This window comes from Mesorhizobium sp. BR1-1-6, from assembly GCF_020165355.1.
GTDB lineage: Bacteria > Pseudomonadota > Alphaproteobacteria > Rhizobiales > Rhizobiaceae > Mesorhizobium.
The window spans coordinates 764,389-791,228 of the sequence record NZ_JAIUHZ010000001.1; the positions used below are offsets into that span (position 1 = coordinate 764,389).

Annotated in this window: 22 protein-coding genes; 12 read left to right on the plus strand and 10 right to left on the minus strand. The window is 65.1% G+C overall.

The window, feature by feature from the left end; all coding sequences use genetic code 11:
• Positions 1 to 119: 119 nt before the first annotated feature.
• From LB545_RS03750 to LB545_RS03780, 7 genes are all read left to right on the plus strand, one after another.
• Positions 120 to 1,916, plus strand: a complete 1,797-nt coding sequence (locus LB545_RS03750) for a GtrA family protein (RefSeq protein ID WP_224704452.1) — start codon at positions 120 to 122, stop codon at positions 1,914 to 1,916.
• Positions 1,917 to 2,069: 153 nt separating this feature from the next.
• Positions 2,070 to 3,419 (plus strand): putative bifunctional diguanylate cyclase/phosphodiesterase, encoded by a 1,350-nt coding sequence (locus tag LB545_RS03755; protein WP_140491655.1) that lies wholly within the window; start codon positions 2,070 to 2,072, stop codon positions 3,417 to 3,419.
• Between the two features lie 157 nt (positions 3,420 to 3,576).
• On the plus strand, positions 3,577 to 4,344 hold the full coding sequence (locus LB545_RS03760; RefSeq protein ID WP_140491653.1) for an SDR family NAD(P)-dependent oxidoreductase: 768 nt from the start codon (positions 3,577 to 3,579) through the stop codon (positions 4,342 to 4,344).
• Entirely contained in the window at positions 4,341 to 5,312 is a 972-nt protein-coding gene (locus LB545_RS03765; RefSeq protein ID WP_140655185.1) for a 2-dehydro-3-deoxygalactonokinase, read from the plus strand. Before LB545_RS03760 ends, LB545_RS03765 begins: the two co-directional genes overlap by 4 nt.
• Entirely contained in the window at positions 5,312 to 5,956 is a 645-nt protein-coding gene (locus LB545_RS03770) for a 2-dehydro-3-deoxy-6-phosphogalactonate aldolase (RefSeq protein WP_140491649.1), read from the plus strand. The genes LB545_RS03765 and LB545_RS03770 overlap by 1 nt, the downstream gene beginning before the upstream one ends.
• Entirely contained in the window at positions 5,953 to 6,834 is an 882-nt protein-coding gene (locus LB545_RS03775) for an SMP-30/gluconolactonase/LRE family protein (RefSeq protein ID WP_140554678.1), read from the plus strand. Before LB545_RS03770 ends, LB545_RS03775 begins: the two co-directional genes overlap by 4 nt.
• A gap of 178 nt (positions 6,835 to 7,012) precedes the next feature.
• Complete coding sequence (locus LB545_RS03780) at positions 7,013 to 8,065, plus strand: D-alanine:D-lactate ligase-like protein (RefSeq protein ID WP_224704454.1); 1,053 nt, start codon at positions 7,013 to 7,015, stop codon at positions 8,063 to 8,065.
• Between the two features lie 26 nt (positions 8,066 to 8,091).
• Here the strand turns inward: LB545_RS03780 and LB545_RS03785 are convergent, their stop codons facing one another.
• The 9 genes from LB545_RS03785 to dnaK all read right to left on the minus strand — a co-directional run bounded on the left by LB545_RS03785 (position 8,092) and on the right by dnaK (position 15,518).
• Positions 8,092 to 8,508, minus strand: a complete 417-nt coding sequence (locus LB545_RS03785) for a GFA family protein (protein WP_140514192.1) — start codon at positions 8,506 to 8,508, stop codon at positions 8,092 to 8,094.
• Between the two features lie 29 nt (positions 8,509 to 8,537).
• Positions 8,538 to 9,002 (minus strand): SRPBCC family protein, encoded by a 465-nt coding sequence (locus tag LB545_RS03790; RefSeq protein WP_140514194.1) that lies wholly within the window; start codon positions 9,000 to 9,002, stop codon positions 8,538 to 8,540.
• Entirely contained in the window at positions 8,999 to 9,319 is a 321-nt protein-coding gene (locus LB545_RS03795) for an ArsR/SmtB family transcription factor (protein ID WP_140491640.1), read from the minus strand. Before LB545_RS03795 ends, LB545_RS03790 begins: the two co-directional genes overlap by 4 nt.
• Positions 9,320 to 9,595: 276 nt before the next feature.
• Positions 9,596 to 9,883 (minus strand): DUF1330 domain-containing protein, encoded by a 288-nt coding sequence (locus LB545_RS03800; RefSeq protein ID WP_140491638.1) that lies wholly within the window; start codon positions 9,881 to 9,883, stop codon positions 9,596 to 9,598.
• A gap of 29 nt (positions 9,884 to 9,912) precedes the next feature.
• Complete coding sequence (pyrF, locus tag LB545_RS03805; RefSeq protein WP_140563966.1) at positions 9,913 to 10,611, minus strand: orotidine-5'-phosphate decarboxylase; 699 nt, start codon at positions 10,609 to 10,611, stop codon at positions 9,913 to 9,915.
• A gap of 11 nt (positions 10,612 to 10,622) precedes the next feature.
• Entirely contained in the window at positions 10,623 to 11,219 is a 597-nt protein-coding gene (locus LB545_RS03810; RefSeq protein ID WP_140491631.1) for an NADPH-dependent FMN reductase, read from the minus strand.
• 222 nt (positions 11,220 to 11,441) lie between these two features.
• Positions 11,442 to 12,047: a phospholipid N-methyltransferase PmtA gene (gene pmtA / locus LB545_RS03815; RefSeq protein WP_140563748.1), complete on the minus strand. Its 606-nt coding sequence runs from the start codon at positions 12,045 to 12,047 to the stop codon at positions 11,442 to 11,444.
• A 210-nt stretch (positions 12,048 to 12,257) separates the two neighbouring features.
• Positions 12,258 to 13,388: a molecular chaperone DnaJ gene (gene dnaJ / locus LB545_RS03820; RefSeq protein WP_140491627.1), complete on the minus strand. Its 1,131-nt coding sequence runs from the start codon at positions 13,386 to 13,388 to the stop codon at positions 12,258 to 12,260.
• A 213-nt stretch (positions 13,389 to 13,601) separates the two neighbouring features.
• Entirely contained in the window at positions 13,602 to 15,518 is a 1,917-nt protein-coding gene (gene dnaK / locus LB545_RS03825; RefSeq protein ID WP_140514198.1) for a molecular chaperone DnaK, read from the minus strand.
• Between the two features lie 591 nt (positions 15,519 to 16,109).
• Here dnaK and LB545_RS03830 point away from each other — a divergent pair.
• From LB545_RS03830 to LB545_RS03850, 5 genes are all read left to right on the plus strand, one after another.
• A complete protein-coding gene (locus LB545_RS03830; RefSeq protein WP_411971063.1) occupies positions 16,110 to 18,089 on the plus strand; it encodes a hypothetical protein in 1,980 nt (659 codons plus the stop codon).
• A gap of 10 nt (positions 18,090 to 18,099) precedes the next feature.
• Positions 18,100 to 21,858: a DUF11 domain-containing protein gene (locus LB545_RS03835; protein ID WP_224704457.1), complete on the plus strand. Its 3,759-nt coding sequence runs from the start codon at positions 18,100 to 18,102 to the stop codon at positions 21,856 to 21,858.
• Positions 21,859 to 22,059: 201 nt separating this feature from the next.
• The gene (gene rpe, locus LB545_RS03840) at positions 22,060 to 22,737 is read left to right on the plus strand and encodes a ribulose-phosphate 3-epimerase (RefSeq protein ID WP_140491619.1); all 678 of its coding nucleotides are present in this window, start codon (positions 22,060 to 22,062) and stop codon (positions 22,735 to 22,737) included.
• Positions 22,738 to 23,154: 417 nt separating this feature from the next.
• Positions 23,155 to 23,901: a GntR family transcriptional regulator gene (locus LB545_RS03845; protein ID WP_140514205.1), complete on the plus strand. Its 747-nt coding sequence runs from the start codon at positions 23,155 to 23,157 to the stop codon at positions 23,899 to 23,901.
• A 214-nt stretch (positions 23,902 to 24,115) separates the two neighbouring features.
• Complete coding sequence (locus LB545_RS03850; RefSeq protein WP_224704459.1) at positions 24,116 to 25,645, plus strand: malonate--CoA ligase; 1,530 nt, start codon at positions 24,116 to 24,118, stop codon at positions 25,643 to 25,645.
• A 78-nt stretch (positions 25,646 to 25,723) separates the two neighbouring features.
• Here the strand turns inward: LB545_RS03850 and LB545_RS03855 are convergent, their stop codons facing one another.
• Positions 25,724 to 26,836 carry an NAD(P)/FAD-dependent oxidoreductase gene (locus tag LB545_RS03855; RefSeq protein WP_140897816.1) on the minus strand — a complete coding sequence of 371 codons (1,113 nt, stop codon included), beginning with the start codon at positions 26,834 to 26,836 and terminating at the stop codon, positions 25,724 to 25,726.
• Positions 26,837 to 26,840: the final 4 nt, after the last annotated feature.

Consider the following 26,840-nt stretch of genomic DNA (forward strand, 5'->3'; position numbering starts at 1 on the left):
AAGTCAGGCGCGTTCAGGCGGTTTTACTATTTATTGAAGCCGTTAAGGCTAGGTTTAAGGCCGACTTCACGAGTGTCGATTGGCCGAAAAAGCCCGGCATTCCTGCCAGGGGCGATGGGATGAGCACAGCCAGCAACGGCGCTTCCACCTGGAAGTCCGACATAGCGTTTGCGTTGCTTGCCGCCTTGCTGCTGCTGGCGCTCGATCTCTATGCCGGATTCCCGCAACTGGCCAACCCGGCCGGCGACAATGACAGCCTGCTGCAACTGGTGGAGGTTCGCGACCTCCTGGCCGGCCAGGGCTGGTTCGACCTGCACCAGTACAGGATGGGGCTGGAGGGTGGCTTCGTCATGCACTGGTCGCGGCTGCTCGACGCCCCGCTGGCGCTCGGCATGCTTGCCCTGTCGGCCCAGACGGGCAGTGCCGCTTTGGGCGAGCAGGTCGTGCAGGTGCTCTGGCCGCTCCTGCAATTCTGGCTCGCGCTGTTCTCCATCATGCGCGCCGCGCGCGCTTTCGCTGGCGAGCACGCGGTCTTGCCCGCCGCGGTGGTCGGCGGAGCGGCCCTGTATTATCTCGGAATCTTCTCGCCCGGCGCACTCGATCACCACAATGTCCAGCTGATGCTGACCTTGGCCGGCTTGGCTTTGCTGCTTGAAGCCCCTCGCCACCGGCCCGCCGCCCTGTTTGCCGGCGCGTGCGCCACCCTGGCTTTGGCGATCGGCATGGAAAGCGCCCCCTATGCTGGAACCCTGGGCGCCATCGTCGCCCTGCTGTTCCTCGTCAGCGGTGGCGGCGAAAGGCTGATCGCCAGGGATTTTGGCTTGGGCGTCACCGCCGTCTCGGCCCTTGTTTTCATCACCACCATACCGGCGTCGGCATGGGGGCAGACGCAGTGCGACACCTTCTCGACCGTGCACTTCGTGGTTGCCGCGCTTGCCGGCGCCGGCCTTGCGGTCATCGCCCGATGGGGCGCCGCCAATGCGACGTACGGCCGTCGCCTGGTCTCGCTCGGCCTGCTGGCGTTCGTGCTTATCCTTGTCGTGATGTTTCTGTTCCCGCAATGCCTGGCTGCCCCCTATGCCGGCCTCGACCCGCGCCTCCAGCAGATGTGGCTCGGTCATATCGACGAAGCGCAGTCGATATTCCAGCTCGTCGCGGCCGATCCGGCCAGAGCGGTGGCGCGCTTCGCGACGCCGCTGGTGGCGATCGTCCTGATGGCGCTGCGTCTCGGCAAGGGCGGCTGGCGGCGGCAGGACAGTCTCGTCGGCGCGCTGCTGGTGGTGGCTTTCCTGGTCAGCGCCTGGGAGGTCCGCGGCTCGACCTTCTCCATCGCCTTCGCGGTGATCCCGCTTTGCGCCTGGATCGCCAAATGGCGGCAGCGCGCCGAAAACAGTCCGTCCGGTGGCTCCGTGCTCCGTATGGCCGCAGCCTGGCTGATCTCGGTCAATGCGGTTTGGTCCAGCGCTGCCGAGGCGGCATCGAGCGCCTTCCAGACCGGTGCGGCCGTCACCGACGCCGGCATCGATGCACCTTGCAACAGCAAGGCCTCGTTCGCCGCGCTCGCCCGCATGCCTCACACCACGGTGCTGGCCATCTCCAATCTCGGCTCGCCGATCCTGGCCTTTACCGGTCATCGCGCGCTCGCTGGGCCCTACCACCGCAACGTCGCCGGAAACCTGCTCGTATTCGATGCCTTGCTGGGCTCGGCCACTGACGCGAAAGCCGTCGTGGCAAGCCATCGCGTCGGGATTGTCGCGCTCTGCCGCGGCAATCCCGAAACCAGGCTTCTCGCAACCAAGGCGCCTGACGGCTTTCTGGCCGGGTTGATGCATGGCAGCGTGCCGGATTGGCTGGAACCGGTGGCGGAGACCCAGGGCACGCCGCTGGAGCTCTATCGCGTTCGCCCCGCCGGCTGAGAATCCGCGTGAGCGACGACGCCGTTGAGCCCGGACGGCTTTGCGGAGGGCAACGCGCTCTAGCGGCGAAAAATCGATTTTCCCGATACGTTTCCTAAAGGGTTTGCTGCCAGTCTCGGAAATAAATTCCGACTTCGAGAAACAGGGACACCGATGCAAACTTCGTTTGGCACCGGTCAGGCAAACAGGGAGAGCACGGATCTGGCATTCACCGATCCGTTGACCGGGCTTGGCAATCATCGCCGCTTCTTCGACAAGGTCGATCGCCTGATCAGCGACCGTGCCGACGATCCCGCGCCCTTCACCGTCGGCATTCTCGACCTTGATGGTTTCAAGCCGATCAACGATCTGTTCGGCCACAAGGCCGGCGACGACATCCTGATCCAGGTGGCGATGCGGCTGCGCGCCTCGATGGACGGCCACTCCACCGTCTGCCGCATCGGCGCCGACGAATTCGCCTTCCTCTATCCGCTGGTGTTCAGCGAGGAGGCGGCGGCCGAAAAGTCGCGCATGCTGATCGAAATCCTGTCGGCCCCGTATGATGTCGGCGAACGCACCGCCAGGCTGTCGGCCTCCGTCGGCTGTTCGCTGTTCTATTCCGGCGACGAGACCACCGAGATCCTCATCAACAAGGCCGAAACGGCGCTTTACCATGCCAAGCGGTCCGGCCGCGGGCGGGTCGTTGTCTATACCCGCGAAATGGAAGAGGCGGCCAAGCGCGTCACCCGCATCGAGCAGGCGCTGCGCCGCGCGGTCTCGGCCGGCGAGGTGGAGCCGCATTTCCAGCCGATCGTCGACCTCACCACGCGCCGCACCATCGGCTTCGAGACGCTGGCGCGCTGGACCGACCGCGATCTCGGCTCGGTGCCGCCGACCGTCTTCATTCCGATCGCCGAGGAGCGCGGCATCATCGGCCCGCTGTCGCAGCTAGTGCTGCGCAAGGCGACCGAGGCGGCGAGAAGCTGGCCGAAGGACCTGTTCCTGTCGTTCAACCTGTCGCCCTCGCAGCTCGTCGACCAGAACACCGGCCTGCACATATTGGCGATCCTCGACCGTACGGGCTTCGATCCGCGCCGGCTGGAGATCGAGATTACCGAGACCGGCCTGATGAACGATCCGGCCTCGGCCGCGCAGATCGTCGAGGACCTGCGCCGCGTCGGCATCCGCGTCTCGCTCGACGATTTCGGCACCGGCCAGTCCTCGCTCGGGCGGCTGCGCGAATTCCATTTCGATAAGTTGAAGATCGACCGCGCCTTCGTCTCCTCCATTCTCGATGACCGCCCGTCGGAGCACATCATCCGCGCCATTCTCGCAATGTGCGAAGGGCTCGGCATGGATGTCGTCGCCGAAGGCATCGAGGAAGAGGCGCAGGCCGACCGCCTCGTCCAGTTCGGCTGCGCCGGTGGGCAGGGCTATCTGTTCGGCAAGCCGGCCGATGCCGACGCCACGCTCGGCTATCTCCGCGATTCCTTCCGCGGCGCCTTGCGCGCCAAGGCAATCTGACCGGGCGATTGACCGGTCCTCGATCGAGGACCGGCCGTGCCTGTGCGTGGTCTCCAGGCTTTTTGTCAGACATAAGCCTCAAAATCCGTCTTTTCGCCCTTGCCCGCCGGATCGGTCTGGCTAGGATGCGCGCCGGTCAACCCAGGAGACGAAAACCATGATGCCATCGGCACGTTTTGCCGACCTCGAAGGCGCTTCGGTGCTGATCACCGGCGGCGGCTCCGGCATTGGCGCGGCATTGACCGAGGGTTTCATGCGCCAGGGCGCCAAGGTCGCCTTCATCGACATCGCCGACAAGCCCAGCACCGCGCTTGCCGACCGCATCGAGAAAGAGCTCGGCCGCCGGCCGCTCTACCTCAAGTCCGATCTGCGCGACATCGAAGCGCTCCGGGCGTCTGCCGCGAAGGCGGCCGAAGCGCATGGCGACGTCACCGTGCTGGTCAACAATGCCGCCTGGGACGAACGCCACGCCGTCGAAGACGTGACGGTGGAGTTTTGGGACAACAACCAGGCGATCAACCTCAGACCGCATTTCTTCACCGCGCAGGCGGTGGCGCCGGGCATGAAGCGGGCCGGCGGCGGCTCGATCATCAATTTCACCTCGACCTCCTACCTGATCAACCACCCCGACATGCCGGCCTACACCGCCGCCAAGGCGGGCATACTCGGCCTCACCAAGGGTTTGGCCGGCAAGCTCGGGCCCGACCGTATCCGCGTCAACGCCGTCGCGCCCGGCTGGGTCATCACGGAACGGCAGCAGGAACGCTGGGTGACGGAGCAGGCGCTTGCCTCTCATGTCGCCAAGCAGTGCATCAAGGACGTCATGCGGCCGGACGATTTGGTCGGCACCGTGCTGTTCCTGGCCTCGGACGCCTCGCGCATGCTGACCGCGCAAATGCTGATCGTCGACGGAGGTTTCCTGTGAGCCCCGGGTTTGCCGGCCCCCGATTTGTCGGCAATGTGCCGGCGGTCGCGGCGCTCGATTGGGGCACGACCCGGCTTCGTGCCTGGCTGATCGACGGCGGCGGCAAGGTGCTTGCCGAGCGTCGCGGCGACGACGGACTGATCACCGCGCGCGAGAAGGGCTTTTCCCGGGTTCTCGAGGGTCATCTCGCCGCCATGGGCGCGCCGGAAACGCTGCCCGTCATCATCTGCGGCATGGCAGGCTCGCGCCAGGGCTGGCTCGAAGCGCCCTATGTCACCGTGCCGGCGCCGATCGGCGCCATCCTGGCCGGCGCGGCCCGCATCCCGGGGGAGAGCCGCGACATTCGTATCGTGCCCGGCCTTGCCCAACGCCTGGCCGATGCGCCAGACGTCATGCGCGGCGAGGAGACACAGCTTGCCGGCGCCGGTTTGCCGGCAAAGGGGCGTGAAATCGTCTGCATGCCGGGCACCCATTCGAAATGGGTTCTGGTTGAGGACGGCGCCGTTGCCGGCTTCGGCACATGGCCGACCGGCGAGCTGTTCTCGGTGCTGGCCGCGCATTCGATCCTGCGCCATTCGCTCGGCGAGCATCCCAAGCCGGTCGACCCGCAGAACCCTTTCTTCCGCCGCTGGTGTGGTGCGGCGTTGACCGAAGGTGGCGACGTCACCGCAAAACTGTTCTCGATCCGCGCCGCCGGTCTGCTCCAGGACATGAAGGCCGACGATGCCGCGGCCTGCCTGTCGGGCCTGCTGATCGGCGGCGAGATCGCCTCGGCGAGGCGCCACCAGGCCGCGGGCGCCACATCGGTGGTGCTGATTGCCTCCGGCGCGCTTGCGGCGCTTTATCGGCAGGCGCTCGGCCTTGCCGGGCTTGGCGTGCGGACCGTCGACGCGGATGAGGCGGTGCGTGCCGGCCTGGTCGAGGCGGCGCGCGAAAACGGCATGATCGCCAGAACCGGAGTTGCCTGATGAACCAGACCGCTGCGTTCCCGAAGCTCAAGCGCGGGCTGGTCGCCATCCTGCGCGGCCTCAAGCCTGCCGAGGCGGTGGCGATCGGCCAGGCGGTCTTCGATGCCGGCATCGAGGCGATCGAGGTGCCGCTCAATTCACCCGATCCGTTCGCGTCCATCGCCGCCATCCTCAAGGCGCTGCCGCCGGCCGCGCTGGTCGGCGCCGGCACGGTGCTGACGCCGGCCGATGTCGATGGCTTGCACGAAGCCGGCGGCCGGCTGCTGGTCAGTCCCAATATCGATGCCGAGGTGATGGAACGCGCCATGCAATACGGCATGGTCACCATGCCCGGCGTGTTCACGCCCACGGAGGCCTTCCTGGCGATCCGGCTCGGCGCCTCGGCGCTGAAATTCTTCCCGGCAAGCGTGCTCGGCGCATCCGGTATTTCCGCCATCCGCGCGGTGCTGCCGGCTTCGACATTGGTCGGCGCGGTCGGCGGCGTCTCAGAGAAGGACTTTGCCGGCTACAAGGCGGCCGGCGTCACGGTTTTCGGGCTTGGTTCCAGCCTGTTCAAGCCGGGCATGAGCGTCGAAGACGTGGCCGCGCGGGCCCAGGCGGCGGTGACGGCCTGGGACGCGGTGTTCGGCGGAGACGCAGGATGAGCGAAGCGATCGTTTCGGTTTTTTCCGACCATGTCTGCCAGCTCGGCGAGGGGCCGAGTTACGACCCCGCCACCGACACGCTCTACTGGTTCGACATCGTCAAGGGCCATCTCCTGGAAAAGCGCCTGTCCGGCGGCGCGACCCAGGTGCACGAGCTTGGCCGGATGGCCAGCGCTCTCGCCATCATCGACGACAAGCGCCAGCTGATCGCCACCGAAACCGGGCTTTTTGTCCGCGACGTCGCCACCGGCAGGATGACGCTGCACACACTTGTCGAGGCCGACAATCCGGTCACCCGTTCCAACGATTCCCGCGTTCATCCCTGCGGCGCCCTGTGGACCGGCACGATGGGCAAAAGCGAGGAGAAGCGCGCCGGCGCGATCTACTGGTTCTTCAAGGGCGAATTGCGCAAGCTGTTCTCCGAAATCACCGTGTCGAACTCGATCTGTTTTTCCGCGGACGGGGCGCTCGCTTATTACACCGACACCTCGACCGGCCTGTTGATGCGCGTCGCTTGTGATCCGGCGACCGGCCTGCCGGCGGGCGAGCCGAAAGTGTTCGTTGATCACCGGTCGGCCAAGGGCTTCGTCGACGGCTCCGTGCTCGACCGCGACGGCATCCTGTGGAATGCCGTCTGGGGCGGCAAGGTGGTCAAGGGCTACGCCCCGGACGGCAAGCTGGTGCGCACGATCGCCATGCCGGTGACGCAGCCTTCCTGCCCGGCCTTTGTCGGCAAGAACGCCAGCCGGCTGGCGGTTACATCGGCCTGGCACGGCAAGGACGACAAGCAGCGTCAGCTCGACCCGCAGGCCGGCATGACCTTCCTCCTCGACATCGAGGTCAATGGCCGGTTCGAGCCCCGCGTGCTGATCGCCTAGGGCACCTGATGCCGGCCTTTTCGGCTCGGCCTGACGCGAGTCTCGGTACCCCGATGCACCGGGTCTGACGGGATCATTCGGCCGGCTGTCACGCAGGCGTCCGGCCCGCGTCGGTTTCGCGAAAGCCTGGCGTCTTCGCCATGCGATGGTGTGGAATTGCACCATTGGGAATCATGTCATGTCCAGCCCCAGGCTGATCCTCGTCCACGAGCCGGAAAAGGCCTGCCTCGAGCGGCTCCTCGCCGATGGCCACGCGCCGGAGCGTGCCGCCGAAATCGTTTCTTACCTGGCGCAATCGACCGATCTCGCGCATGAATTCGACGCCCTCGCTTCTGCCTTCAATCGGCGCGATCTCGGCTTCGCGGCGGTGGAGCTGGACGATGCCGCCGATATGCTCGCCAAGGCCGACCCGGCCGCCACGCTGGTCTGGACGCTGACCGACGGCATCGCCTATTTCCGGGGCGGCGCGGCGCCTGCACTTGCCAGGCTGAACGGCCTGAAGGCGATCGGCGCCGAGGATTCGCTGTTCGCGCTCTGCCAGGACAAGTTCCACTCCGGCGCCGTGCTCGGCGCGCTCGGCTTGCCTGTGCCGCGGGCCGGCCTGGCGCGCAACGGACAATGGCTGGTCGAGCCGCCGGTTTCCGCCGCCGGCTGGTTCGTCAAGCCGAACCGGCTCGGCGCCAAGATCGGCATCTGGCCGGATTCGCGCTGCGGCGATCTCGGCCACGCGCTGGAGCTTAGCCGGCGTGTTTTCACCGCCTATCGCGACGACGTCGTCGTCCAGCCCTATGTCGGCGGCCGCAATGCGCGCGCCAGTTTCCTGGGCCTGAGGCCGGACACCGGCGTCGAAGCGCTCGGCGTCGCTTTCGTCGAGTCCGGCGGCGATTTCCAGACCATGGAAGACAGCCTGGCGCTTTACGGCGAGACCGGCGAGGCGGCGAAGGCGGCGGGCAAATACGCCGAGCCGCTTCTGCTTCCGGTCGCCGAAAGCCAGCCGCTCGCCGATGCAAAAGTCCGCGCCATCGCCGAACGGCTGATGAGCGGGCTCGGCCTGCGCGACGTGTTTTCCATCGATTTCAGGATCGAGCCCGACGACACCGTTCACCTCATAGAATTCGAGGTCTGCCCCGGCCTGCCTTGCTTCGATTTCCGCGCCTATTGCCGGTCTCAATGGGGCTTGGAGCTTGCCGACGCCATGGCCGAAACCGCGGCGAACCGAATGACCCGTTAAAGCGCGGCAAGATTGCCTGCCGTACGCTATCCCAAAGGCATTCGCTCGAATGCCTGCAAGGAAGGATCTATCCTGTCCCAGGCATGGCCGCGGATGGCATATGTGACCACCTGCGGATTGAACTGGCCGGGATCGTCAAGGCTGGTCGCGTGAACCGCTATCAGGTCCGGCCTTGCGACCTGCGTCAGGTAGACCGGCGTTCCACAGGTCGGGCAGAAGGCGTGGATCTTTTCGTTGCCGCTGTCGCCCGCCACCCGCCAGGTGCTCGCTTCGCCCGTGATCGTCACATCGGCTCGCCGGGGGAAAGTCAGATAGGAGCTGTGGCCCGTGCCGCTTCGCTTCTGGCACTCGTGGCATTGGCAGTGGTTTTGAAAGATGGGTTCGCTGCTCGTTTCATAGCGGATCGCACCGCATGCGCATCCGCCGCTATAGCGTTTGGTCATTGTCGTTTTCCCGCAGTCGGATTTGCTGGTCAGGCCGATTTCGGCTTGGCGAAAATATCGATGCCGCTGCCGGTTTCCAGGAAGGATTTCATGCTGGACAGCACCGCCGGCCATCCCTGGCTGACGCCCTTCGCCATGCCGCTGCCGGCTTCGAGTTCGTTATGGCTGACGGTCAGCCGCACCATCGTGTCGTATTCCTCGATGGCGAACGTCACCCGGCTGTATTTCGACGGATCGTCGGCCTGCGAAGCGTTTGCCCAGGTCATCACGAGACGGGTCGGCGGCGAGATCTCGACGACCTTGCCGACCAGTTCGACGGTGCGCTCGTCATTGGCGCGGATATGTTCCCATTTCGATCCCGCCTTCCAGTCCGAGACGTTCTCATGGCCCCAGTAACGCCGTGCGATGTCGGGCCTGGTTATGGCCTCGAACACTTTTTGCGGCGTCGAGCGGATGTAGGTCACGTAGACAAAGCTGGTCGTCTCTGCGGTCATTTGTCTTCTCCTTCGAGTTCCTGTTTCAGGTCGTGCAGCAGGCTGAGCCGCTGGCGTTCGAATTTGCGCACCCAGCGCTCGTAGACCTCGTGCAGCGGCACGGGATTGATGAAATGCAGCTTCTCGCGGCCGCGTTTGACCGTGCTCACCAGATTGGCCGCCTCCAGCAGGTCGATGTGCTGGGTGGCGGATTGCCTGGCCATATCGAGATGTTCGCAAAGCTGGCCCAGCGTCTGCCCGTTCTTCTCGCACAGAAGATCAAGCAGCCTTCTGCGTGTCGGGTCGCCCAGCGCCTTGAAAACCTTGTCCGCGTCCATCGGGTTCACTCTGATGTGAAGCCATAATATGCAGGTAAATACCTGCATGTCAACCCGCGATCGGCCGGCATCAAAATTACCCCGTGTAAGGGCTGTTCGGACGCGATTGCTAAAGGGATTATGCGTCAGCCATGTCGTGGCCGTTGTCGAACGACTGTGCCGGTTGTCACTCAAAGACAACCGGTCGGGGCGCCGCCTGCTGGGCCAGGCTGCGGGATGTGAACCTCAGGACTCGTGCAAAGGCCGCGGCCGGCACTGATGCCGGCCGGGATAGCCTCAGACGCCCTCGACCAGCACGATCTCGCCGTCGGCGACCTTCTGGCGAATGGCGGCGGCGCGCTGGTATTCAGGTGAATGGTAGCAGTCATGCGCGGCGGCAAGCGTCTCGAACTCGATGACGACGTTGCGCGCGCGGCCGGCCCCTTCTGCCTTCTCATGCTCGCCGCCGCGCGCCAGGAATTTCGCGCCGAAGCGCTCGAAGGCCGGCTTGGCGGCGGCGACATAATCCTTGTAGCCTTCCGCGTCGCGCACATCGACGCGGGCGATCCAGTATCCCTTGGGCATCCTTCTTCTCCGAAGCCGTTCGTTGGAAATTATGCCGAGCGCATTTCGTCGAGGATGGCTTCAGCCGCCGCGCGTCTGTCCGCCGCGGCGACGATCGGGCGCCCGACGACCAGATGGCTGGAGCCGCTGCGGATGGCATCCGCCGGCGTCATCACGCGCTTCTGGTCGCCATGGTCGCTGCCGGCGGGGCGTATGCCTGGCGTCACCACCGCCATGTCGGGCCCGACGATGCGGCGCACCGCCTCTGTTTCCGCGGCCGAGCAGACGATGCCGCCCATGCCTGCATGCAGCGCCTGTTCCGCGCGCCGCAGCACCAGCGTGTGCGGGTCGTATTCATAGCCCGCGTCGATCACGTCCTGTTCGTCCATCGAGGTCAGCACGGTGACGGCAAGCAGGCAAAGCTCGCTGCCTCTCGCCGCCTCCACCGCCGCCCGCATCGTCTTTGGATAGGCATGCAGCGTCAGCATAGTCATGCCCATCTTGACGATGTTCTCGACCCCCTTGGCCACCGTGTTGTCGATGTCGAGCAGCTTCATGTCGAGAAAGATCTTCTTGCCCCCGCTGGCGAGCTCCTTTGCGAAATCGAGCCCGCCGGCGAAGGCGAGCTGGTAGCCGATCTTGTAGAAGGAGACGACGCCGTCGAGTTCGCAGACCGCCTTCTCGGCCTCTTTCAAGCTCGGCACGTCGAGGCCGACGATCAGCCTTTCGCGCATTGTGTCGGTCTGCATGGCGTTGGCGATCACGGCTCGACCCGGGTCGACAGCATGCGCGAGGTTTCGATCAGCGTGCGGCATAGGTGCTCCATGGTTCGGTGCAGTCGTTCGTCCTTGAAACGCCCGTCCTCGTCGAAGGCGTTGCCGCCTTCCGGCACCGAGCATTCCGGCGTCACCACCTCCATCTGGCAACGCACCAGCACGGCGCGCAGATGGTTGATGCAGCGTATCCCGGCGAAGTGTCCGCTGGAAGACGAACTGAGGCCGGCGACCTTGCCGGCAAACGGCCTCACCGCACGGCCGCCATCCTTGCGCACCCGGCTCACCCAGTCGATCGTGTTCTTGAGCAGCGGCGGAATGGAGCCGTTATATTCGGGCGTGGCGATCAGCAGCCCGTCATGGGCAATGATCATCCGGGCAAGTTTCAGGGCGTTTTCGGGGACGCCTTTTTCCTTCTCCAGATCCTCATCCATGATCGGCAAGGGATAGTCGCCAAGCGAGATGCGAGTGACCTCGGCGCCTTGCACCGCAAGTTCCTTCTGCGCCACGTCGGCGGTCCTGCCACTGAAGGCCCCGGCCCGGACCGAGCCGGCAAAGACGAGGATTTTTGGGATCACTGCCATTGGCCAACCTTGTTCCCGGACAGGTACAGCCAGAGCCCGCTCAAATCAATGCAGATCAGGCAAAGCGTCATCCCCGGGCTTGCCCCGAGGATCTGCCAACGCATCCAAGTCAGACATTTTCGTCCCAATGCCCACCGCATCTGATACCGCTATGCGGCAGATCCTCGGGACAAGCCGCAGGATGACGACTTTCGAAGACATTCGCGGTCGGCTTCGCAATCCCTAATGCGCCTCGCGCCGGTAGATCCACAGCTGCGTCGGCGGGATGTTGCGAATGATGAAGTCGAAATGCTTGACCGTATAGTCGCCGCGGCCGGGCGGGATCGGCGACATCGGGCCGTAGGTCAGCTGCACGATCGGCCGGCCGGCCGGAATGCGGTCAAGCAGGCTTTCGATATAGGCGATGCGCTGGGCGACCGGGAAGTTGAGCAGCGGCACGCCCGAGACCACCGAATCGAACATCATCCCGCTCTTGTCGCCAAGCGTGGCGTTGAGATCGAAGGCGTCGCCCTCGATGACGTTGACGCCGGGATAGAGCCGGCGCAGATGGCGCACGAAATCGGTGGAATATTCGACCGCGTAGAGGTTTTCAGGCTTCACGCCCTGGGCCAGTATGGCGCGGGTGATGACGCCGGTGCCGGGGCCGACCTCGAGCACGGGCAGGCCGGACTTCGGGTCGACGATCGAAGCCATCTTGCGAGCGGTGATGGAGCTGGTCGGCACGATCGAGCCGACCGTCTTCGGCTTGTCGATCCAGCCCTTGAAGAACTTCAGCTCGTCGTCGAACTTTTCGGCAAGCGCCTTCCGCAGTCCCGGACCACGTGTCATGCAAGCTCTCCTCAGCGCTCCCCTGAGAGCTACTTAACACCTAAGCCGCCCAAGGCAAGGCAGGGTCATGCCTATGTCGTGGATAAGATAGTTTTCGTCGCGTCTAAAAATGCGCGCCTACTGCGGTTTTCACGGCGCGTGTTGGCCGCCCGGCAGGTGAGGCGCAGCGCCGACACCGGCAAGGCAAGCCACACGCGCACAGGCCGTCGATCAACGCTCGCCGAACGACTCGAAAAAGTCCTTCATGCGGGCGAAAAAGCCGCTCGACTGGGGGGAATTGTCCTGTGAGGAGAGCTGTTCGAATTCCTCCAGCAGCTCGCGTTGGCGGCGCGACAGGTTCTGCGGCGTCTCGACCGCCGTCTGGATGTAGAGGTCGCCGACATTGGGCTGGCGCAGCACCGGCATGCCCTTGCCCTTGAGGCGGAACTGGCGGCCGTTCTGGGTGCCCTCCGGCACCTTCACCTTGGTCTGCGTTCCGTCCAGCGTCGTCACCTCGAACGAGCCGCCAAGGGCGGCAGTCGTCATCGAGATCGGCACCTTGCAGTAGAGGTCGGCGCCGTCGCGCTGGAAGAATTCGTGCGGCTTGACCGCGAGGAAGATGTAGAGGTCGCCCGACGGCCCGCCGCGCAAGCCGGCTTCGCCCTCATTGGCAAGCCGGATGCGGGTGCCGTCCTCGATGCCGGCTGGGATGTTGACCGACAGCGACCGCTCCTCGGTGACGCGGCCCTGGCCGGCGCATTTCGGGCACGGATCCTTGATCGTCTGGCCGCGGCCCTGGCATTGCGGGCAGGTGCGCTCGATGGAGAAGAAGCCTTGCGTGGCGCGCACCTTGCCGTGGCCGTTGCACATCGAGCACGTGACCGGCTGGGTTCCGGGCTTGGCGCCGGTTCCCGAGCATTCCGAACAGGAGATCGAGGCCGGCACGCGGATCTGCGCGGTCTTGCCGGCAAAGGCCTCTTCCAGTGAGATTTCCATGTTGTAGCGCAGGTCGGCGCCGCGCTCGCGGCCGCCGGAAGAGCGGCGCTGGCGGCCACCCATCATGTCGCCGAAAATGTCCTCGAAAATGTCGGCGAAGCCGCCGGCGCCGAAGCCGTGTGCGCCGCCGTTCATGCCGCCCTGCTCGAAGGCCGCGTGACCGAAACGGTCATAGGCCGCGCGCTTCTGCGGATCCTTCAGCGTCTCGTAGGCTTCGTTGATTTCCTTGAACTTGTGCTCGCAGGCATGGTCGCCCGGATTGCGGTCGGGGTGGAACTGCATGGCGAGCTTGCGGAAAGCGCTCTTCAGTTCCTTGTCGTCGGCACCCTTGTGCACGCCCAGCGTTTCGTAGAAATCAGCTTTCATTTTTTCCCGCTGTCCGGATGCTCAACGTCTTCATGCAGTGTTGCGTCGTTTGCCGGCACGTTGCCACGATTTAGGATCGGCGCAGCCCGGATGCTAGGGCCGGCGCGGAGCTGTTCGTGCTTTTCGACGATTTTTTCCGCACTTTTTCTGCCAGGGTTGCAAAAAAGCCCGGCTTTGCGCCGGGCTTTCCGCTTTATCTTGCCGTCAGCCGGTTCAGGCCGACTTCTTCTTGTCGTCGTCCTCGTCGATTTCCTCGAAATCGGCATCGACCACATCCGAGTCCTTGGCGGCGTCCGCCTTGGCGTCGGCTTCCGCCGCTTCCTTCTGCGAGGCCTCGTACATGGCCTGGCCGAGCTTCATCGAAGCCTCCGCGAGCGCTTGGCTCTTGGCTTCGATTTCCGCTGCGTCGTCACCCTCGGTAGCGGTCTTCAGCGCCGCGATCGCGTCCGATATCGCCGTGCGGTCGGCTTCCGAGACCTTGTCGCCATATTCCTTCAGCGACTTCTCCGAGGAATGCACCAGCGCCTCGGCCTGGTTGCGGGCCTCGACCAGCGCGCGCCGCTTCTTGTCGGCGTCGGCATTGGCTTCGGCATCCTTCACCATCTTCTCGATGTCGGCGTCCGAAAGGCCACCCGAGGCCTGGATGCGGATTTGGTGCTCCTTGCCGGTGCCCTTGTCCTTGGCCGAAACATTGACGATACCGTTGGCGTCGATGTCGAAGGTGACCTCGATCTGCGGCACGCCGCGCGGGGCCGGCGGAATGCCGACCAGGTCGAACTGGCCGAGCGCCTTGTTGTCGGCGGCCATTTCGCGCTCGCCCTGGAAGACCCGGATGGTCACGGCCGACTGCGAATCCTCAGCCGTCGAGAACACCTGGCTCTTCTTCGTTGGAATCGTCGTGTTGCGCTCGATAAGCCGGGTGAACACGCCGCCCAGCGTCTCGATGCCGAGCGACAGCGGGGTCACGTCGAGCAGCAGCACGTCCTTGACATCGCCCTGCAGCACGCCGGCCTGGATGGCGGCGCCGAGTGCGACGACCTCATCGGGGTTGACGCCCTTGTGCGGCTCCTTGCCGAAGAACTGCTTCACGATTTCCTGGATCTTGGGCATGCGGGTCATGCCGCCGACCAGCACCACTTCGTCGATCTCGCCCGCCTTCAGGCCGGCATCCTTGAGCGCCGCCTTGCACGGGTCGATGGTGCGCTGGACGAGGTCTTCGACCAGGCTTTCGAACTTGGCGCGCGTCAGCTTCAGCGTCAGGTGCTTGGGCCCGGTGGCGTCGGCGGTGATGAACGGCAGGTTGATCTCGGTCTGCGTCGTCGACGACAGCTCGATCTTGGCCTTCTCGGCAGCCTCCTTGAGGCGCTGCAAGGCAAGCTTGTCGTTCTTCAGGTCGATGCCCTGTTCCTTCTTGAACTCGGCCGCCAGATACTCGACGAGGCGCATGTCGAAATCCTCGCCGCCGAGGAAGGTGTCGCCATTGGTCGACTTCACCTCGAACACGCCGTCACCGATCTCGAGCACCGAAATGTCGAACGTGCCGCCGCCAAGGTCATAGACGGCGATGGTCTTGCCGTCCTTCTTGTCGAGGCCGTAGGCGAGGGCAGCCGCGGTCGGCTCGTTGATGATGCGCAGCACTTCGAGGCCGGCGATCTTGCCGGCGTCCTTGGTCGCCTGGCGCTGGGCGTCATTGAAATAGGCGGGAACGGTGATGACCGCCTTCTCGACCTTCTCGCCGAGATAGGCTTCCGCCGTTTCCTTCATCTTCTGCAGGATCATGGCCGAGATCTGGCTGGGCGACTGCTTCTTGCCGCCGGCCTCGACCCAGGCATCGCCATTGTCGCCCTTGACGATCTTGTAGGGGACAAGCTTCTTGTCCTTTTCCGTCACCGGATCGTCATAGCGGCGGCCGATCAGGCGCTTGACCGCGAAGATGGTGTTTTCAGGATTGGTGACCGCCTGGCGCTTGGCCGGCTGGCCGACGAGACGTTCGCCGTCGCCCGAGATGGCGACGATGGAAGGCGTCGTGCGCGCGCCTTCCGCATTCTCGATCACCTTCGGCTCCTTGCCGTCCATGATGGCGATGCAGGAGTTGGTGGTGCCGAGATCGATACCGATTACTTTTGCCATTTTTCTAGTCTCTCCGCTAAGCAGGCTCTCAGGACCCGTAAGGCGTTCCGACGAAAGCCCCTGTTCACAAGAAATCCCGTTCGGCAACCGCTGCTGCGGCGCTGGACGGCTTGGCGCGTATATAAGAACAGGCGGCATCGGGCGCAAGCATTCTGCGCAAGGCTTCCACCATCCTCGACAGCGGATGGCGAAACGGCCCGATTACGCCTGCGCCCGAGGCATCGCGTCCGCCCGCTTCGCGACGTCTGAAAGAATAGCCGGGCCCCACAGTGAACCTTTCCGCCTCCGCGTGCGACTGACGCTCAGGCGCCGCATGATGTGGCCACGGGAAAGGGAGCCACCATGACCAGCACCCCAGGGACGCCATGGCCTCCCCGACCAACAGGAGCTCGGCGCGACCATCGTCTTCGCGACAGGGTCGATGCGCTTGGCTTTCCGCTGGTTCCGTTGACCCTGCACAGGAGCAGGCGTATCGTAATTATGAGGAAAGCAGACAATTCGATCGGGGACGAACGTGCTGGAACGCCGCGCCTTGCGCTGGTTTGCGCGGCAGGATCGGTTGGTTCTCCGTTAGACTTCGGGGGGAGTTCCATGTCTCGCGATCACCGCCGGTTCGCGCCCTCTCGTGCCGGCCGTTTGGGCGGCGTGGCGAAGGCCGCCAGCGCCTTTCTTGTCCTGGCGCTGACCGCCGGCCTATGGCTTGGCGGCCCCGCGCGGGCGCAGGAAACCCGGATCATCTATCCCGGCTCGATGGCGGTCACCGGATTTTCCGGCACCGTCATTCCCGATTTCGACTCTTCAGATTCCGAAAAGGGGGGCCTGCCGCCCGGCGTCGATCCGGTCGACGAGACCTTCATCGACACGGCGCGCGCCACCTTGCGCGTTTTCGACGTTTCAAGCCTGGGCGGGCCGGCCTCCGGCCAGCTCGTCTACACGCCGCCGCCTTTCGAGGTGACATCAGGCCAGATCGGCCAGGTGTTCGGCCTCACCTATGATGACGGCATGCGCGGTGGCGTCCCGTCAGGCATTCCCAATCTCTATGCCGGCGCCACCTCGCTGCACGGCATCCGCATCGTCACGCCTGACGCCGACGATGACGGCCGTCCGGAGCGGCAGCGCCGCGGCATGGCAGGCGCTGCCTTCATGGAGGGCCAGTTCGGCACCGAGAACGGCGGCGGGCCGGGCACCATCTGGAAGGTCGACGGCATCAGCGGCCAGGTCGCCAAATTCGCAGACATCGACACCAACAGCGGGCCCGGCATCGGCAATCTCACCTTCGACCCCATCCACCGCCAGGTCTTCGCCTCCGACCTCGATACCGGTCTGATCCATCGCATCGACCCCAATGGCGCGTTGGTCGACACGTTCGACCATGGCGTCGCCGGGCGCCCGGCGCATGGCCTGGCTCCGGTCGCCGACGATGGCGCGGTCATGGACATACAGGGCGCGGCCTTCGACACGGAAGATCCCGAGACCTGGGGCTACACCCAGGACGAGCGCCGTGTCTGGGCCGTCGCCTATCATGGCGGCCGGCTCTATTATTCCGTCGGCGAGAAGGCCGAGATCTGGTCGGTGGGCATTGCCCGCGACGGCCGCTTCGCCGGCGATCCCCGTTGGGAGCTGACGGTCAAGGCCGACAAGGACTACGCCGTCACCGACATCGCCTTCGACGATAGCGGCTTCATGTACCTGGCCCAGCGCGGCCCGGTCGAGAACCGCTACGACTACAGCCAGTTCGCCGATTCCGGCAGGGGCGAGGTCATCCGCTACTTCAGCGAAAACCCGGACGATCCGGCAACGGAATCGGTCTGGGTGAAAGCGCCGCAGGAATATGCCGTCGGCTTCCCGCAAGGCTTCAGGCAGTCGGCCGGCGGGCTGGACCTGCAATATGGCTATGGCGCCGAAGGCGATCTCGACACGTCGGCCTGTGCCCAGACGCTGGTCAACACCGGCGACAAATTGCGCGACAATCCGGCCCTTGCCGAACGGCTCGCCGCTGGCGGGCCGCTCGCCGTGCACGGAGTGCAGATCACGCCCAGGGAACTGGTCAAGCCGGCCAATGTGCCGCCTTTCGGCTCCTGGTTCGTCGACTTCGACGGCTATTTCGAGGACCCGGAAGTGGAAGGCCATGTCGGCGACGTCGCCGTCTGGCATCCCTGCGAGGGCCGCGCCGGCTATTATGAGGAAATCCCGGGCGGCTATCTGCCACCCTTCTATCCGCCGGACTTCCCGCCGCCCGGCAACCTGCCCTCCTGTCTCGATGTCGACGATGTCAGGTATTTCTGCACACCGCGCGGGCTCGAGGCGGACCTCTACCTTCATGACCATGCTGGCTTCGGCGGCGATTCGATCAAAGCCCAATCCAGGACGCCAGGCGTCGGGGTGACCTCGCCCATGTCACATGCGCCGGGCAAGCCCTACACGATCGGCATCACCGGCCACGATCCGGGCGACACGGTCGATGTCGGGCTCTGCTTCTACAGGAAGTCCGACAAGGACAAGGGCGGCTACTACCCTTGCTGCAAGATGACCTTGCCGCTCAGAACGCCAGCCGTCAGCTGCGAACGCTGAGGAGGGGACGATGAACAATCTCGCACTCTCCCCGCTGGGCGTCGCCGACAAATCAACCGTCATGAACACGAGGCGCCTGTCATATGCCAGGCGCGGCGCGCGCTGGCTGGTGGCCGCCGGTATCGCGGTCGCCATGCTGCCTGCGCTGCCGGCACTTGCCGAAGACACGGCTCCGGCCAGGACCGTCCAGGCCGCCAGCCCGAATATGGAATTCAAGCTGGACAATCTGCACATCATCAATCCGGAGCCCGGACGGGCCGTGCCGTTCTTCACCAAGACCGGCGGCCAGCGAAGCTGCGACTATGTCTTCTACACTTTGAGCTTCGGCCTGCGCGGCGCACCGCAAGGCTTCGCCAGCCCGGGGTTTGCGGCTTCGCTGCAGACGGTCCGGCTCGACTTCAAGGACCAGCTCCGGCATGGCTTGCAGATCGTCAACATGCAGGTCTCCGGTGACGGCACCGATGCGTCGGGCGGACCTCTGCCTGGCGCCGTCATCAGCAATTCGGCCGGCCCCAACGACATGGCAACGGTTTCGGATTTCCGGATTTCCGCTTCCGACCTCGACGGCTCGGGCGCACCGGACGAACGCGTCATCACGTTCCGCATCACCGCCAGGATCGACCACGCGGCGTTCCCCGCGCCGGCGACGGTCGACAATCAGGGCCTGATCAAAGTCACCGTCGGCACCGGCACGGGAACCATTATTCCCTCACAGGATCCGGGCAAGCCGGACGACGGCAATTTTCTCACCGGCGAAAAAACCTCGATCCGGGTCGACCTGACCAAGTGCAATCCGCCACCGCCACATCCCGGCAAGGAATGCTTCAAGGTGGAGCGCGGCACGGTCGACTGCGTGCCCGGCGGCGGCGCGTTCATCTACCATATGCCTGTCGGTCCCGAGATGGGCGGCAGGTGGGTGCAGCTTTCGACCGCCACGCCAGGCATCACGATCGTCCCCGACACACAGAAGGTGCCGGCCGGCGGCGGTGTGCTGAACTGGAAGATCGTCGGCGCCTCGCCCGGCGACGTCATCCACCTCGTCGTCACCGGCATCGAGACCTATGCCGGGCCGAAAGAGGGTTGGGGGCTCTGCTGCACGCAGACCATCGACATCGTCATCCCGCGCGACCAGAGATGTCCGCCCAAGGACAGGGAACCGGACCTGAAGGTCGAGAAACGCGCCGATGTCACGCGCTGCACGATGGGCGGCGGCTGCGACTTCAGCATCCGGGTCACCAATGTCGGCGACGCGCCCTACAACGGCAAGATCGTGCTCGACGAGGTGACGCTGCCGGCGGGCTCGACGCTCGATTCGGGACCCAATCCGCCCTGGACCTGTGTGCCCGGCGCCACCCCGATGATGTGCACCCATCCGGTGACCACGCTCAATCCGGGGGCTTTCATCGACCTGGAGTTCGGCTTCAAGCCGGCTGGCGGCTGGCAAGGCAGCAGCTTGCGCAACTGTGCCACCTATAACTATGCCGCCAGCGGCAAGCCGCTGTTCGGCAGCCAGGCCAACGACCGTGGCTGCGCCTCGATCCCGATCTGCCGGCGTGGCGATCGCGATCGCGACTGCCGGCCGCCGGTCGAGAAGAAGGCCGACCTGATCCTGAAAAAGCGTGCCCGCGCGGAAGCCTGCACCGCCGATGGCGTGTGCAGCTTCGTCATCGACATCATCAACAACGGCACCTCGACCTATAACGGGCCGCTGACCGTGGTCGACACCTATCCCGGGGGCGCGCCGGCCTCCTCGACCTTTGGCCCGAGCCCACCCTGGACATGCGGTCCGAACGGCCCCGGCCAGTTCCGTTGCGACAATGCCGGCATCTCGCTGCCGCCGGGCGCTTTGACGGCGATCGTCGTCAAGGCGGTGGTGCCGGCCGGCTACCGGTCGGACACGGTCGAGAATTGCGCCGAGGTGAAACCGATCCCCGGCGAAACCGACCTCACCAATAACCGGGCCTGCGCCAAGCAACGCATCCCTCGTCCCAATGGCGGCCAGCCTGTCCTGCGTATCACCAAGACATGCGGCGGTTCGCTGGCGGGTGCCGCTTTCGTCTCCTGCCGCATCACCGTCAGCAATGCCGGCACGGCTGCCCCCACCGGTCCGGTGCGGGTCAACGATGCCGCCACTTTGGTGTCGGGCGGCGCGCCCGTCCAGATCCAGACCGTCACATCAGACGGCGCGGAATGGGCATGCGGGCCGGTTCCGGCCGACACGCTGGCGTGCCAGATTCCAGGCGCCGTCATGACACCCGGAACCAGCAGGCACTTCGACGTGACGGTTTCGGCCAACGGCGAGTTCGAGAATTGCGCGCGGGGCTCCTACGGCCCGGCGCAGGGCGAGGACGTCGTCCATCCGGTCGGCCGGGCCTGCGCCAAGGGCGGCGGGGTCTCGTCCATCCGCGTCGAGAAGACCGGCGACCGCGAGTGCCGGCCCGGAGAACCCTGCTCGTTCGAGATCACCATCACCAACGACGGCCCGGCGGAATTTTCCGGCCCTGTCCGCATCGGCGATGCGATCGGCGTCGAAGGCCTCGGCCGGCTGGAAGGCGTCGCGATCACCTCGATCGAGCCGGCCTTCGGCTGCTCGCCGGAACCGGCGGCCTTGCCTGCGTCCTGCATCGCAGACCTGACGCTTGGCGCTGGCGAAAGCCGCGTCCACCACGTCACCGTGGTCATCCCCGACGACGGCCGCCTGGCCAATCTGCAAGGCAGCGTCAACGGCCAGAACTGCGTCGGCGTGCTCTCTCCCGACACGCGGGTGCAGGGCGGCGGAGATGTGCTTTCCCGCGACCAGGCCAATACCCAGGGCAATCGCGACAAGGCCTATGCCTGCCATCCCTTCGCCATCAGGCATGAGACGAAGAAGGAATGCTCGGCAGGCTTCGTCATGAACGACGCCGGCCGGTGCGTCTGCCCGCAAGGCACCACCTATCGCAACGGCCAGTGCTCGTCCGGCGGCGTCATCATCCCGCCGAAGGAGCCAAAGCGTTGCGTGCTGCTCGAGGGCCAGGTCCGCACAGAGGATGGACGCTGCGTCTGTCCGCGCGGGACCGAGCTGGAGAATGGCGCCTGCGTCACGATATCCAGGCCGGGCTGCGCGATACCGGGATCGGTGCCGACATCGGACGACGATGGCTGCACCTGCCCCAAGGGCACGCATCTCGATCGGGATGCCAACGCCTGCGTACGCGACAGGCCGAAGCCCGAGCAATGCACCATCCGTGGTCAGGTCCACGGCGCGGACGGCGACTGCGTCTGCCCACGAGGGACGGAACTGCGCAAGGGAGCCTGCCGGGCTCTCCAGCCGGAGCCTGAGCAATGCACCATCCGCGGCCAGGTCCACGACGCCAATGGCGACTGCGTCTGCCCGAGGGGGACCGAGCTGCGCAATGGAGTGTGCCGGCGCAAGCAGCCCGATGTGGAGCAGTGCGACATTCGCGGCCAGATCCACAACAAGCGCGGCGAGTGTGTCTGTCCGCGTGGAACCCAGGTGATCGACGGCGCATGCCGCCGGTCCAGGCAAGAGAGCGAATGCGCGCCGGGCTCGCAAATGGTCAACGGCCAGTGCCAGCCGATCTTCAGGCGGCGTTGCCCGGAAGGCATGATCGGCCGTTATCCAAACTGCAGGCCGGTGCGCGGGCAGCCCTCGCTGGAACTCAACCCGGGACTGCTGCTGCAGCAGGTTCTGCCACGGCGCAGGCCGCAGTCCGAACAGCAGCAGGATACGGCTCCAAACAGAATCCTGAATCTCCAGCAGCAGTAACCATCGCCTGAAGGCACATCGGAAACCCCGCCGGAGCAATCCGGCGGGGTTCTTCGTGGCCGGGCAGGCTGAAGCTGCAACACGAAGAGGACGCCGCACTACCCCAGCTGTGGAACCGCCAAGCTCGCACCCTCGACAAGTCAGCGGCTGCGCTTTAGGCAGTGATCAGATGAAAAAGGCGCTCGGAAAGGCCCCGTCATCATGACGAAAAAAACCTTAATCGCACCTTCGGTGCTGGCTTCGGACTTTTCGAAGCTGGGCGACGAGGTCGAAGCCGTCACGGCAGCCGGCGCCGACTGGATCCATCTCGATGTGATGGACGGCCATTTCGTCCCCAACATCACCTTCGGCCCGCCGGTGATCAAGGCGATCCGCGATCGCACCAAGGCTTTCTTCGACTGCCACCTGATGATTGCGCCGGCCGATCCCTATCTGGCCGCCTTCGCCGAGGCCGGTTGCGACGGCATGACGGTGCATGCCGAGGCCGGGCCGCATCTCGACCGCTCGTTGCAGACGATCAGGAATCTCGGCAAGAAGGCCGGCGTTTCGCTCAATCCGGCAACGCCGGAAAGTGCGATCGAATACGTGCTCGACAGGCTCGACCTGATCCTGATCATGACCGTCAACCCGGGTTTCGGGGGCCAGGCCTTCATTCCGGCAATCGTCGACAAGGTGAGGCGGGTCAAGGCGCTGATCGGCGGCCGGCCGATCCGCATCGAGATCGACGGCGGCGTGTCGCCCGAAACCGCGCCGCTGGTGACCGCCGCCGGCGCCGATGTGCTGGTGGCCGGCGCCGCCATCTTCAAGGGCGGCAGCGTGGAAGCGTACCGGGCAAATATCGAGGCGATCAGGACGGCGGCCGACAAGGCAGCCGGCTAAAAGCACCGCACACGGAACCGATGGAGGCCAGGATCTCCCCACGTGGTCAACCCCGGGGGCCTGCACTGCGCGCTTCGCTGCGGCTGGCCCCGCGACAAAATCCATGGGCAGGATAAAAGGCCTGATTCGGTCCCACTGTTCGGTGTCTTTTGCGCGCGACGGAAAAGAGGTTCGCGCGGAGGCACGGAAGAACAGGTGATCCTGCATATAAACACGTTAAATTTCCGCCGGTTGTAGCCGAACACGATTTCGTTCGACCAGATATAGGATCGTGCATATTTCTTTGTTCTAAAGTACAATGACGCGATCTCCCGCTTGAGCGCGTCGAGGCGCGCGCGGTAGGGTACGTGTACGGAAAGGGAACTGTTTCTCGGACTCGAATTGCCCAGGACCAGATTTGGGGACAAGGAGCCGATTTTGACATACGCAGCTGCCAATCTGAATGACGACGGCACAGGCTCGAAGAGTACGCTCGCCAGCACTGTCTATCATCAACTCCGTGCCGATCTTCTGCGGGGCGCCTTTGAAACCGAGAGCAAGCTGCGGGTTGAGTGGGTTGTTTCCAAATATGGCGCCGGCGCTTCCCCGGTTCGTGAGGCTCTCAATCGCCTGGCTTCGGAAGGGCTTCTCGGTCGGCATGACCAGCGAGGCTTCTTCATCATGCCGGTCAGCGCGGCAGAGCTCGAGGAATTGACACGTACCCGTTGCTGGCTCGAGGAACGGGCGCTTCGCGAATCCATCGCCCACCGCACCGCCGAATGGGAAGAACAGCTGGTTCTGGCGTTGCATCGGTTGGGGCGCACCTCACGTCTCATGCCAACGGATCTGTCGTCGCTCAATCCGGACTGGGAGAGACTGCACCGCACTTTCCACCGTGCGCTGATCTCGGCCTGCCGGTCGCGATGGCTAGTGGGGTTTTGCGACCAGCTTTCCGATCACGCCTACCGCTACCGCCGAATGGCCAGTAACGGCGAAGGCATCCAGCGCGACGATTTTGCGGAGCACCGCCTGATCGCGGAAAATGCGCTGGACGGTAATGCCGACGCCGCGGTCGAAGCCCTGCTCAATCACTATCGCCTGACGGCAGCCATGTGCATGGAGCGCTTCAAGCAGGTCGAAGCATCAGAGCCGGCCAGCGCCAGGGCCGAGCGCACCCCACGGTAGCGCCGCATCGCGCCCCAAGCCTTTGCCCCCCACCGCCGAGGCCTTCCGCTTTTCGCCGGCGACATGATCATGGCGGCCGCGTGGAGCCGCCCTTGCGGGCTTGACGGGTCGGCAAGAACCACCAACAGTCTGGCGCCGTGCAAGCGGCCGAACCGGAAGACAGGCCCGGCTCCGTCGGATGCATGCCTTTGGCCGCCAGACGCAGGAAGACCTCATGAGCAATCATCTGTTCGACATTTTCCGGTCCCGGATGCCGAAGCCCGGACGCCTGTTGATGCGAACGGATGACGGCCGCGTGCTGACCTATGGCGACATGCTGGCGCGCTCGGCGCAACTGGCGCACGCGCTTTTGCAACTTGGCGTCGAGCCCGGCGACCGGGTCGCGGTGCAGGTCGAGAAGAGCCCGGAAGCTATGCTGCTGTACCTCGCCTGCCTGCGTGCCGGCGCCGTCTTCCTGCCGCTCAACACCGCCTATACGCTGGCCGAACTCGCCTATTTCTTCGGCGACGCCGAGCCCCGGCTGGTCGTCTGCGATCCGGCACGGGCAGCCGACATCGAAGCCCTGGCGCAAAAATGCGGAGCCCTTGCCGTCACCCTCGACGGCAAGGGGCAAGGATCGCTGGCGGACCAGGCGTCGCGGCAATCGCCCGACTTCCACGACGTCGCGCGCGGTCCCGACGATCTTGCGGCGATCCTCTACACGTCGGGAACGACCGGCCGCTCGAAAGGGGCCATGCTCAGCCACGAGAACCTCGCCTCGAATGCGCGCGTGCTGGTCGACTATTGGCGCTTCACATCAGACGATGTGCTGATCCACGCACTGCCCATCTTCCACACCCATGGGCTGTTCGTCGCCACCAACGTCATCCTGATGGCCGGCGCCTCGATGCTGTTCGAGCAGAGATTCGACGCAGGGCGCGTCGTCGCGCTCTTGCCGGACGCCACGGCGCTGATGGGCGTGCCGACCTTCTATGTCCGGCTCTTGCAGCAGGACGGGTTGACCCGCGAGGCGGCAAGAAACATCCGCCTGTTCGTTTCCGGCTCCGCGCCGCTGCTGGCCGAGACGCACAGGGCCTGGCGCGAGCGCACAGGCCACGCCATTCTCGAGCGCTACGGCATGACCGAGACCAACATGAACACCTCGAACCCCTATGATGGCGAGCGCCGCGCCGGCACCGTCGGCTTTCCCTTGCCTGGCGTGTCGTTGCGCATCGCCGACCCCGACACTGGCAGGCCGCTTGCCCAGGGTGAGGTCGGCATGATCGAGGTCAAGGGCCCGAACGTCTTCTCCGGCTACTGGCGCATGCCGGAAAAGACCAAAGCGGAATTCCGCGCCGACGGCTTCTTCATCACGGGCGATCTCGGCATGATCGACCGCGACGGTTATGTCCACATCGTCGGCCGCGGCAAGGACCTGATCATCTCGGGCGGCTACAACATCTATCCCAAGGAGCTCGAGAGCGAGATCGACGCGCTTGACGGCGTCCTGGAAAGTGCCGTCATCGGCGTTGCCCATCCCGATTTCGGCGAAGGCGTGACGGCCGTCGTGGTTCGCTTGCCGGCTTCGACCGTCACCGCTGCCGAGATACTCAATGCCATTGCCGCGCGCGTGGCGAAATACAAGCATCCCAAGCGCGTGGTCTTCGTCGACGAATTGCCGCGCAATACCATGGGCAAGGTGCAGAAGAATCTGCTGCGCGATACCTACAAGGACCTTTTTTCCATAAGCAGTCCCGCCAGCTAAGTCGATCCAGGCAAGGATACCTCATCCCGCTTGTTTGGACGGGAGGCATCGCGACAGTTTCGTGCGGTCGCCTGGGCACTATCGGGGGAACAAGAGACCGACGACATGCTCGGCCAGCGCCAGGCTTGCCGTCAGGCCCGGGCTCTCTATGCCGAACAGGTTGACGATCCGGCCCGCGCGGTGGTCGGCCGGCCCCTGCACCATGAAGTCGGCCGCCGGCTGGTTCGGTCCCGACAGTTTCGGCCTGATCCCGGCATAGGCCGGCAGCAGGGCGCCGTCCCTCAGATCCGGCCAATAGCGCCGGATCTCGTCATAGAAGACCGTGCTGCGGCCGGGATCCACCGTATAGTCCGCCTGGCCGATCCATTCGACGTCGGGGCCGAAGCGCGCGCTGCCGCCGAGGTCGAGGGTCAGGTGCACGCCCAGGCCGCCATTGACCGGCACTGGATAGATCAGCCGCGAGAATGGCGAGCGGTCCGAAAGCGAAAAGTAGTTGCCGCGCGCCAGCCAGAGCGGCGGCACGAGCTCTGGCGGGAACCCTTCGATGCTACCGGCCAGCGCCTGCGCGTCGAGCCCTGCGGCATTTACGAAAGCGCCGGCTTTCAACGCGAACGTCTCGCCGTCGCCATCGCGCGTGGTGATACGAATCCCGTCGGCCTCGACCGTCGCCGCTGCGACGGCGGTCAGGAAGGCGAACGACGCACCGGCCGCCTCCGCGTCGCCGCGCAGCGACAGCATCAGCCCCTGGCTGTCGACGATGCCCGTCGACGGCGACAGCAGCGCCCCGGCGCAGCTCAGCGCCGGTTCGAGGCTTTCTGCTTGCGCGGCGGTCAGCAAATCGAGGTCGTCGACGCCGCATTGTTCCGCATTGGCCCGGATTGCATTGAGCCGAGGCAGCTGGCCCGGTTCGACGGCGACGATCAGCTTGCCGGTGCGTCGATGGCCGATGCCGCGCTCGCGGCAATAGGTATAGAGCCGTTCGCGTCCTTCGACGCAGAAACGCGCCTTCAGGCTTCCGGGCGCGTAATAGAGCCCGGCATGAACGACTTCCGAATTGCGCGAACTGGTGACGGTGCCGATCGAAGCGGCCTTTTCGACCACCAGCACTTCGCGGCCCGACAGGGCGAGCGCCCTGGCGATGGCGAGCCCGACGACGCCGGCTCCGGCGACGACGCAATCGACGTCAGGCATTGCC

What these genes read in the sequence shown, in the direction of transcription:
- LB545_RS03750 (WP_224704452.1), top strand. Translation starts at nt 120, where the DNA reads ATGAGCACAGCCAGCAACGGCGCTTCCACCTGGAAGTCCGACATAGCG.
- LB545_RS03755 (WP_140491655.1), top strand. Translation starts at nt 2,070, where the DNA reads ATGCAAACTTCGTTTGGCACCGGTCAGGCAAACAGGGAGAGCACGGAT.
- LB545_RS03760 (WP_140491653.1), top strand. Translation starts at nt 3,577, where the DNA reads ATGATGCCATCGGCACGTTTTGCCGACCTCGAAGGCGCTTCGGTGCTG.
- LB545_RS03770 (WP_140491649.1), top strand. Translation starts at nt 5,312, where the DNA reads ATGAACCAGACCGCTGCGTTCCCGAAGCTCAAGCGCGGGCTGGTCGCC.
- LB545_RS03775 (WP_140554678.1), top strand. Translation starts at nt 5,953, where the DNA reads ATGAGCGAAGCGATCGTTTCGGTTTTTTCCGACCATGTCTGCCAGCTC.
- LB545_RS03780 (WP_224704454.1), top strand. Translation starts at nt 7,013, where the DNA reads ATGTCCAGCCCCAGGCTGATCCTCGTCCACGAGCCGGAAAAGGCCTGC.
- LB545_RS03785 (WP_140514192.1), bottom strand. Translation starts at nt 8,508, where the DNA reads ATGACCAAACGCTATAGCGGCGGATGCGCATGCGGTGCGATCCGCTAT.
- LB545_RS03790 (WP_140514194.1), bottom strand. Translation starts at nt 9,002, where the DNA reads ATGACCGCAGAGACGACCAGCTTTGTCTACGTGACCTACATCCGCTCG.
- LB545_RS03795 (WP_140491640.1), bottom strand. Translation starts at nt 9,319, where the DNA reads ATGGACGCGGACAAGGTTTTCAAGGCGCTGGGCGACCCGACACGCAGA.
- LB545_RS03800 (WP_140491638.1), bottom strand. Translation starts at nt 9,883, where the DNA reads ATGCCCAAGGGATACTGGATCGCCCGCGTCGATGTGCGCGACGCGGAA.
- pyrF (WP_140563966.1), bottom strand. Translation starts at nt 10,611, where the DNA reads ATGCAGACCGACACAATGCGCGAAAGGCTGATCGTCGGCCTCGACGTG.
- LB545_RS03810 (WP_140491631.1), bottom strand. Translation starts at nt 11,219, where the DNA reads ATGGCAGTGATCCCAAAAATCCTCGTCTTTGCCGGCTCGGTCCGGGCC.
- pmtA (WP_140563748.1), bottom strand. Translation starts at nt 12,047, where the DNA reads ATGACACGTGGTCCGGGACTGCGGAAGGCGCTTGCCGAAAAGTTCGAC.
- dnaJ (WP_140491627.1), bottom strand. Translation starts at nt 13,388, where the DNA reads ATGAAAGCTGATTTCTACGAAACGCTGGGCGTGCACAAGGGTGCCGAC.
- dnaK (WP_140514198.1), bottom strand. Translation starts at nt 15,518, where the DNA reads ATGGCAAAAGTAATCGGTATCGATCTCGGCACCACCAACTCCTGCATC.
- LB545_RS03830 (WP_411971063.1), top strand. Translation starts at nt 16,110, where the DNA reads ATGTCTCGCGATCACCGCCGGTTCGCGCCCTCTCGTGCCGGCCGTTTG.
- LB545_RS03835 (WP_224704457.1), top strand. Translation starts at nt 18,100, where the DNA reads ATGAACAATCTCGCACTCTCCCCGCTGGGCGTCGCCGACAAATCAACC.
- rpe (WP_140491619.1), top strand. Translation starts at nt 22,060, where the DNA reads ATGACGAAAAAAACCTTAATCGCACCTTCGGTGCTGGCTTCGGACTTT.
- LB545_RS03850 (WP_224704459.1), top strand. Translation starts at nt 24,116, where the DNA reads ATGAGCAATCATCTGTTCGACATTTTCCGGTCCCGGATGCCGAAGCCC.
- LB545_RS03855 (WP_140897816.1), bottom strand. Translation starts at nt 26,836, where the DNA reads ATGCCTGACGTCGATTGCGTCGTCGCCGGAGCCGGCGTCGTCGGGCTC.